At 69.1% G+C, this 7,046-nt stretch carries 3 protein-coding genes and 1 pseudogene; all 4 read left to right on the forward strand.

Annotation, left to right across the window (positions count from 1 at the left end; all coding sequences use genetic code 11):
• Positions 1–87 precede the first annotated feature (87 nt).
• The gene (locus tag E3O57_RS15325; RefSeq protein ID WP_088457303.1) at positions 88–600 is read left to right on the forward strand and encodes an amino-acid N-acetyltransferase; all 513 of its coding nucleotides are present in this window, start codon (positions 88–90) and stop codon (positions 598–600) included.
• 286 nt (positions 601–886) lie between these two features.
• Positions 887–4,012 (forward strand): ExeM/NucH family extracellular endonuclease, encoded by a 3,126-nt coding sequence (locus tag E3O57_RS15330; protein ID WP_198416853.1) that lies wholly within the window; start codon positions 887–889, stop codon positions 4,010–4,012.
• Positions 4,013–4,257: 245 nt separating this feature from the next.
• The gene (locus E3O57_RS15335; protein WP_103479277.1) at positions 4,258–6,771 is read left to right on the forward strand and encodes a bifunctional UDP-sugar hydrolase/5'-nucleotidase; all 2,514 of its coding nucleotides are present in this window, start codon (positions 4,258–4,260) and stop codon (positions 6,769–6,771) included.
• A gap of 53 nt (positions 6,772–6,824) precedes the next feature.
• Positions 6,825–7,046: pseudogene (locus E3O57_RS15340) on the forward strand (hypothetical protein); the annotation flags it as partial.

Raw genomic sequence — 7,046 nt, forward strand, 5'->3', positions numbered from 1 at the left:
CGCCGGGCCGTTTGTCGTCCGCCCCTAGACTTGACCTTCCGGCACAACAGAATCGGTCGCGGCTGGCGGCCAGGGAAGCGGGCGGACGTGACACACCAGGAGTTCATCGTGCGCCGGGCGCAGACCCGCGACGTGCCGCGCATCCAGGCACTCGTCGAACCTCTCGTGCAGCAACGCATCCTGCTCGGCAAGGACCGCGTCGTCTTCTATGAGGCCGTGCAGGAGTTCCGGGTGGTCGAGGACCTCGAGGGAAACCTCGTCGGCTGCGGCGCCCTGCACGTGATGTGGGAGGACCTCGGCGAGGTGCGCACTCTCGCCGTGTCGGAGGACTGGCTCGGGCGCGGTATCGGGCACGCGCTCATCGGCCGACTGGAGGCGGACGCCCGGGAACTGGGCCTGACGCGCCTGTTCTGCCTCACCTTCGAGGTGGACTTCTTCACCCGGCACGGGTTCGTCGACATGGGCACCGAAACCGTGGACCCCGCCATCTATGCCGAGCTGGTGCGCTCCCCGGACGAGGGCGTCGCGGAGTTCCTCGACCTCGCCCGCGTCAAGCCGAACACCCTCGGCAACACCCGAATGCTCAAGCGCCTGGCCTGAGTCGCCCCGGCCCGCTCAGATGTGGGCGCCGTCGGCATTTCTCTGCTCATCTGAGCATGTTGTCTGCGCCGTAACCAACCGGACATAGTCGGTCGTTAGGCTGCCCCCGAAGCACTCCGGCCGACCCGCACGGTTTGTGCGCCGCCCGCCCTGCGGGGTTCGTAGCGCGCCCACCGGCTCGTTCGGCGTGCCAGAAACCCGAGCTCCACCGCGCCTTGCCCTGCGCCCTGCCCTGCCCTGCTCTCTGTTCCGCCAGACCGTTCATCGCACCCACCCAGGAGACTCCATGTCGCTCGCCCCGCCCCGCCCGCTTCGGCTGGCCCTCGCTTCGCTGATCGGAGCGTGCCTCGCCGTCGCCCCGGTCGTAGCGTTCCCCGCCCAGGCCAACACCGCCGGCACCGGCGTCGTCATCAACGAGGCCTACCTCAGCGGCGGCAGCGCCGGCGCGGCGTTCTCGGCCAAGTTCGTCGAGCTGTACAACCCCACCAACACCGCCATCGACCTCTCCGCCTGGTCGCTGCAGTACCGCAAGGCCACCGGCGTCGTCACCGACAGCCCGGCGGCCGTCGCTCTGACCGGAACGATCCCGGCCAAGGGGTACTATCTCGTCTCCGGCGGGTCGAATGCGAACGGCGCGAACGGTGCGGCCCTACCCACCCCCGACCAGGTCTCCACCCTCAACCCCAGCGGCACCACCGGCACCCTGATCCTCGCCAACTCCACCACGCCGCTCAGCCTCGAGTCCGGCAACGCCGCCGGTAACCCGAACGTGATCGACCTGGTCGGCTACGGCGCCTCCCTCACCTTCGAAGGCGCCGTCGCGCCGGCGCCGAGCTCCAACACCGACGTCAAGTCGCTCAACCGCAGCGCCGCCGCCGACACCGACAACAACGCCGCAGACATCACCCTGTCGGCCACGATCACCCCCACCAATTCGGCCGGCCCGACCGGCGGAACACCCACACCGGCCCCGACCGACCCGCCCGTCGTCACGCCCACCCCGACCCCGACGACGGCCCCGCCCACCGACACCACCGCGATCAGCGCCATCCAGGGCACCGCGGATGCCAGCCCGCTGGCCGGCAGCACCGTGAAGACCGTCGGCGTCGTCACCGCCGCCTACCCCACCGGCGGCTTCGCCGGCTTCTACCTGCAGACCCCCGGCACCGATGGTGCCAACAATCCCGCCTCGCACGGCATCTTCGTCTACACCAAGACCCTCGGCGTCGACGTTGTTGTCGGCGACTACGTGAGCGTCACGGGCGCCGTCAGCGAGTACTACGGACTCACCCAGCTGACCATCAACGCTCTCGGCGACATCACCCGGCTCGACGGCGCCGGCATCACCGCCCCGGTCGCTGCCGAACTCCGGCTCCCGGCCGCTGACGCAGACCGCGAACGCCTGGAGGGCATGCTCGTCGCCCCCGCCGGTGCGTTCACGGTGACGAACAACTACACCACTAACCAGTACGCCGAAATCGGCCTCGCCGCCGGCACGACGCCCCTGGTCAACCCCACCGTCACCGACCGCCCCGGCAGTGCCGGTTACACGGCCGCCATCGCTGCCAACGCGGCGCGGGCAGTCACCCTCGACGACGGCGCGAGCACCAACTACCTCAGCTCGTCCAACAAGGGCCTGCCGGTTCCGTACCTCTCCACAACCGCTCCGGTACGCATCGGCGCCGCGGTCACCTTCACCAAGCCGACGATCCTGGACTATCGCAACAGCGCCTGGAAGCTGCAGCCGACAACAGCCTTGGTGCCCGCCAACGCCGCCATCGTGCAGCCGGCCACCTTCGAGAACACCCGCAGCTCGGCGCCGGAGAAGGTGGGCGGCGACATCCGCCTGGGCACCTTCAACGTGCTGAACTACTTCTCCACCACCGGGGACACCCTCACCGGGTGCCAGTACTACACCGACCGTGCCGGCGCCAAGATCACCGTCAGCGGCGGATGCGACGCCCGCGGCGCGGCGGACCAGGCGAACTTCCTGCGCCAGCAGGCCAAGATTGTCGCGGCCATCAACGCCCTCGACGCGCAGGTCATCTCACTCGAGGAAATCGAGAACTCGGCTGTCTTCGGCGCCAACCGGGACACCGCCCTGGCCACCCTGGTCGCCGCGTTGAACGCCGACCTCGGCCAGGATGCCTGGGCGTTCGTGCCGTCCCCGGCCGCGCTGCCGGCCAACGAAGACGTCATCCGCACCGCCTTCATCTACCAGAAGGCAGTTGTTGAAACCGTGGGCGGATCCACGATCCTCACCGGATCCGCAGCGTTCAGCAACGCCCGCCAGCCGCTCGCCCAGGCCTTCCAGCTGGTCGGCGATACCGACAGCCGCTTCCTCACGATCGTCAACCACTTCAAGTCCAAGGGGTCGGGCACCGGCGTGGACGCCGACATGGGCGACGGTCAGGGCGCCTCGAACGCCTCCCGCGTCAACCAGGCGACCGCGCTTGTCGCGTTCGCCGACACGATGTCGGCTCAGTCCGGCATCGACAGGGTGTTCCTCACCGGTGACTTCAACGCCTACGACCAGGAAGACCCGATCAAGGTGATCACCGACGCCGGTTACCTGAACCAGGAAGCCAAGAGCGGCGAGTACACCTACGCGTTCGGCGGGTCGGTCGGTTCGCTCGACCACGTCTTCGCTTCCCCCGAAGCGGATGCCGTCGTGACCGACGTGGACGTCTGGAACATCAACTCGGTCGAATCCGTGGCGCTGGAGTACAGCCGGTACAACAACAACGTGACCGACTTCTATGTCGCAGACGCCTTCAGGTCCTCGGACCACGACCCGGCGATCCTGGGCCTGAACCTGGCCAGCCCGACGGAGCCCACCCCGGTCCCGACGACCGAGCCCACCCCGGTTCCCACGACCGAGCCCACCCCGGTACCCACGACGGCGCCGACCCCTGTCCCGACGACCGAACCCACGTCGACGCCCACGGTCCCAGCAGCCACCGCACCGACGCTTGCCCCGACCGCGGCGCCGGAGAGTGCCCTCACCGCCGCCATGCGCGACAAGATCAGCACCAACGCGTCGCGCTACTCGGCCGGCTCGGCGATCACCATCACGGCCGGTGCCGCGTATACCGGTGACTTCGTGTCGGCCTGGGTGCGCTCCACCCCGGTCAACCTGGGTGGATGGCTGCAGGTCAGCGCTGCGGGCACCGTGACCACGGCGCTGCCGACGGACCTGGCCGCTGGCACGCACCGCATCATCCTGCAGGATGCAGCGGGCGCGGTCATCGGCTGGACCGAGATCACGATCGTCGCCCCCGGTTCTGGGGCGGCCGGCACCCTCGCCAGCACGGGTGTGGAGAGCGCCCCACTGCTGGCCGGGGCCCTGCTCCTGCTGCTGCTCGGCGCGCTGCTCGCCCGTCGTCGCCGCTCCACCCTGCCGAGCGCCTAACCGGCCGGCGCAAGCGGGCGTCCCCCAGCCGGGGGACGCCCGCTCCCCACCGCTCAGAAGTTGGCCTCGTCTGCCCTCCTGTGCTCATCTGAGCAAGTTGCCTCGCCGTAACCCGCCGGACATCCGGCGTCGTTAGGCTGCCCCCACAGTCAGTCCGTCCGCTGTTGTCGCCGATTTTCACGCGCGCCACACCGGCCCTTCATCTGCATCCCCGTCACCCCACGGCACCACTTTCGAGGAGAACAATGTCGCTCAACCCGTCCCGCCCGCTCCGGCTGGCCTTCGCTGCAGTGATCGGAGCGTGCCTGGTGGGCGCGCCCGTCGTTGCCGTCCCGGCCGTCGCGGCCCCGCTCCCGGTGCAGCTGAACCTGCTGAACATCAACGACTTCCACGGGCGAATCGACGCCAACACCGTGAAATTTGCCGGGACCGTGGAGACCCTGCGCGCCCAGCACCCCGAGAGCACCCTGTTCCTCTCCGACGGAGACAACATCGGCGCCTCGCCCTACGAGTCGGCGTCGCAGCAGGACACCCCGACCCTGGACGTACTGAACGCCCTCGAGCTGTCAGCCTCCGCGGTCGGCAACCACGAATTCGACCAGGGCATGGACGACCTCACCGGTCGGGTCTCGGAGAAAGCCAACTTCGACTACCTCGGTGCCAACGTCTACAAGGTGGGCACCCAGACGCCCGCTCTCCAGGAGTACGCGCTCCGCGAGGTGCAGGGCGTCACTGTTGCCGTGATCGGTACCGTGACCGAGGAAACCCCCACCCTGGTCTCGCCCAACGGCATCGCATCCGTCAGCTTCGGTGACCCTGTCGACGCGGTCAACCGGGTCGCCGGCCAGCTCACCGACGGCGACGACGCCAACGGCGAGGCCGACGTCATCATCGCCGAGTACCACGAGGGCGCCGGTGCCGGCACCGTGGAGAACGCCACCCTCGAGCAGGAGCTGGCCCTCACCGGCAGCGCCTTCGCCAAGATCGTCACGAAGACCTCAGCGGCGGTGGACGCCATCTTCACCGGCCACACCCACAAGCTGTACGCCTGGAACGCCCAGGTCCCCGGTGCCGCGACGGGCGTGACCCGCCCGGTGCTGCAGACCGGTAACTATGGTGAGAACATCGGCCAAGTTGTGCTCAGCTACGACACCGTCACTGGGGCCACCACCACGGTCACTAACCAGAACGTCAAGCGCAGCACGGCCGCCGACGCCGCTCTGGTCAGCGCATTTCCCAGGGTCGCCACCGTCAAGAACATCACCGACGCGGCCATCGCCAAGGCGGCCGTCACAGGCAGCGTGAGTGTCGGCACCATCTCTGCGCCGATCACCCGCGCCTCCATCGGCGGAGCGACCCCCGTTGTCGAGGACCGGGCCGCCCCGTCGACCATGGGCACCTTGGTGGCCAACGCACTGCTCGCGACTTTGTCCGACGAGAAGAAGGGCGGCGCTGATATCGGTGTCGTCAACCCCGGTGGACTGCGCAAGGACCTCCTGACCACACCGGACACCGACGTGAGCGTCTCGGAAGCAAACGCCGTTCTGCCGTTCGCGAACAACCTGTGGACCACCACCCTCACCGGAGCTCAGTTCAAGATCGCCCTGGAACAGCAGTGGCAGCGCGACAGCAAGGGCGCCGTGCCCAGCCGTCCCTACCTGCAGCTGGGTCTCTCCGACAACGTGAACTACACGTTCGACGCGACCCGTCCAGAGAGCGACCGGATCACCGGCATCTGGATCGACGGGAAGCCCATCGACCCGGCCGCCGGCTACACCATCGGCTCGTTCAACTTCCTGCTCACCGGTGGAGACAACTTCCGCGTCTTCACCGAGGGCACCGGCACCACCGACTCCGCCCTCGTCGACCGCGACGCCTGGATGTCCTACATCACGGCCAACAGCCCGCTGTCGCCGTCGTTCGCCGCCAACCAGGCTTCCGTGACCGGGGTGCCGAGCACGGCGGTCAAGCCCGGTGACACCGTGAGCTTCACCGTGTCGCAGCTCAACCTGACCTCCACAGGCGCCCCGAAGAACACCGAACTCGCCGTCACCTGGGCTGGCAGCAAGACGGTCTTCGCTCCGGCATCCGTCGACGCCACCGGCGCCGCAACGGTCACCGTCACAGTGCCCACCGACGCCGCGGCCGCCAGTGAGATCACCCTCACGGCCAAGGAATCCGGCACCACGGTGCGGGTGCCCCTGGCCGTCACCGTTCCGGTGACGGAGCCGACCCCGGTTCCGACGACCGAGCCGACCCCCGTTCCGACGACGGCTCCGACCCCCGCCCCCACCGAGCTTCCCCAGACCGGATCGTCCGCTCCCACGAGCGCACCGACGGCCGCGGCGGAGTCCGCTCTGACCAAGGCCCTGCAGAACAAGATCACGGTCAATGACTCCACGGTGGCCGCCGGTGACAAGCTCACCATCGGCGTCGGAACCGCGTTCGCCGGTCAGTACGTCTCCGTCTGGGTTCGCTCCACGCCGATCAACCTGGGCGGCTGGCAGCAGGTCAGCGCCGCGGGCACCGTCGCCGCGGTGGTGCCGGCCGGTCTCGCCGCTGGGACGCACAGCATCATCGTGCAGGATGCCGCGGGCGCCGTGATCGGCTGGACCGAGATCACCGTCGCCGGCGTCACCCCGGCCGCGACACTCGCCCAGACCGGACTGGACGCGAGCCCGTGGCTGGCCGGCGGCGCGCTGATGCTGCTGCTCGGTGCTGTTCTGGTCAGTCGTCGCCGGGTTTCGATGGATTCGTAACCGACACGCAGAGCATTACCGGCGGCGCCGGTAGACCTCGCTAGCCTTGGACCATGTCGACGATCAAGCATCCCGTCGGCCCCCAGGCCAGCACCGTCTACCGGCGCCGTCGTTTGGTGGTCGGCCTCGGTGTGCTCGCCGTGATCCTGATCGTCATCCTGATCGTCGTGCGCCCCGGCGGCGGCAGCGACCCGGCGTCGACGGCGGCGCCGACGCCGACCGGAAACGCGGCCGATCCGGCAATTGCCGCCGACCCGGCCGCCCCCGGCGCCGCC

The sequence above is a fragment of the Cryobacterium sp. TMN-39-2 genome (assembly GCF_004402745.1).
GTDB lineage: Bacteria > Actinomycetota > Actinomycetes > Actinomycetales > Microbacteriaceae > Cryobacterium > Cryobacterium zongtaii.

Coding starts and splice junctions, on each gene's coding strand:
- E3O57_RS15330 (WP_198416853.1), top strand. CDS start 887: ATGTCGCTCGCCCCGCCCCGCCCGCTTCGGCTGGCCCTCGCTTCGCTG.
- E3O57_RS15335 (WP_103479277.1), top strand. CDS start 4,258: ATGTCGCTCAACCCGTCCCGCCCGCTCCGGCTGGCCTTCGCTGCAGTG.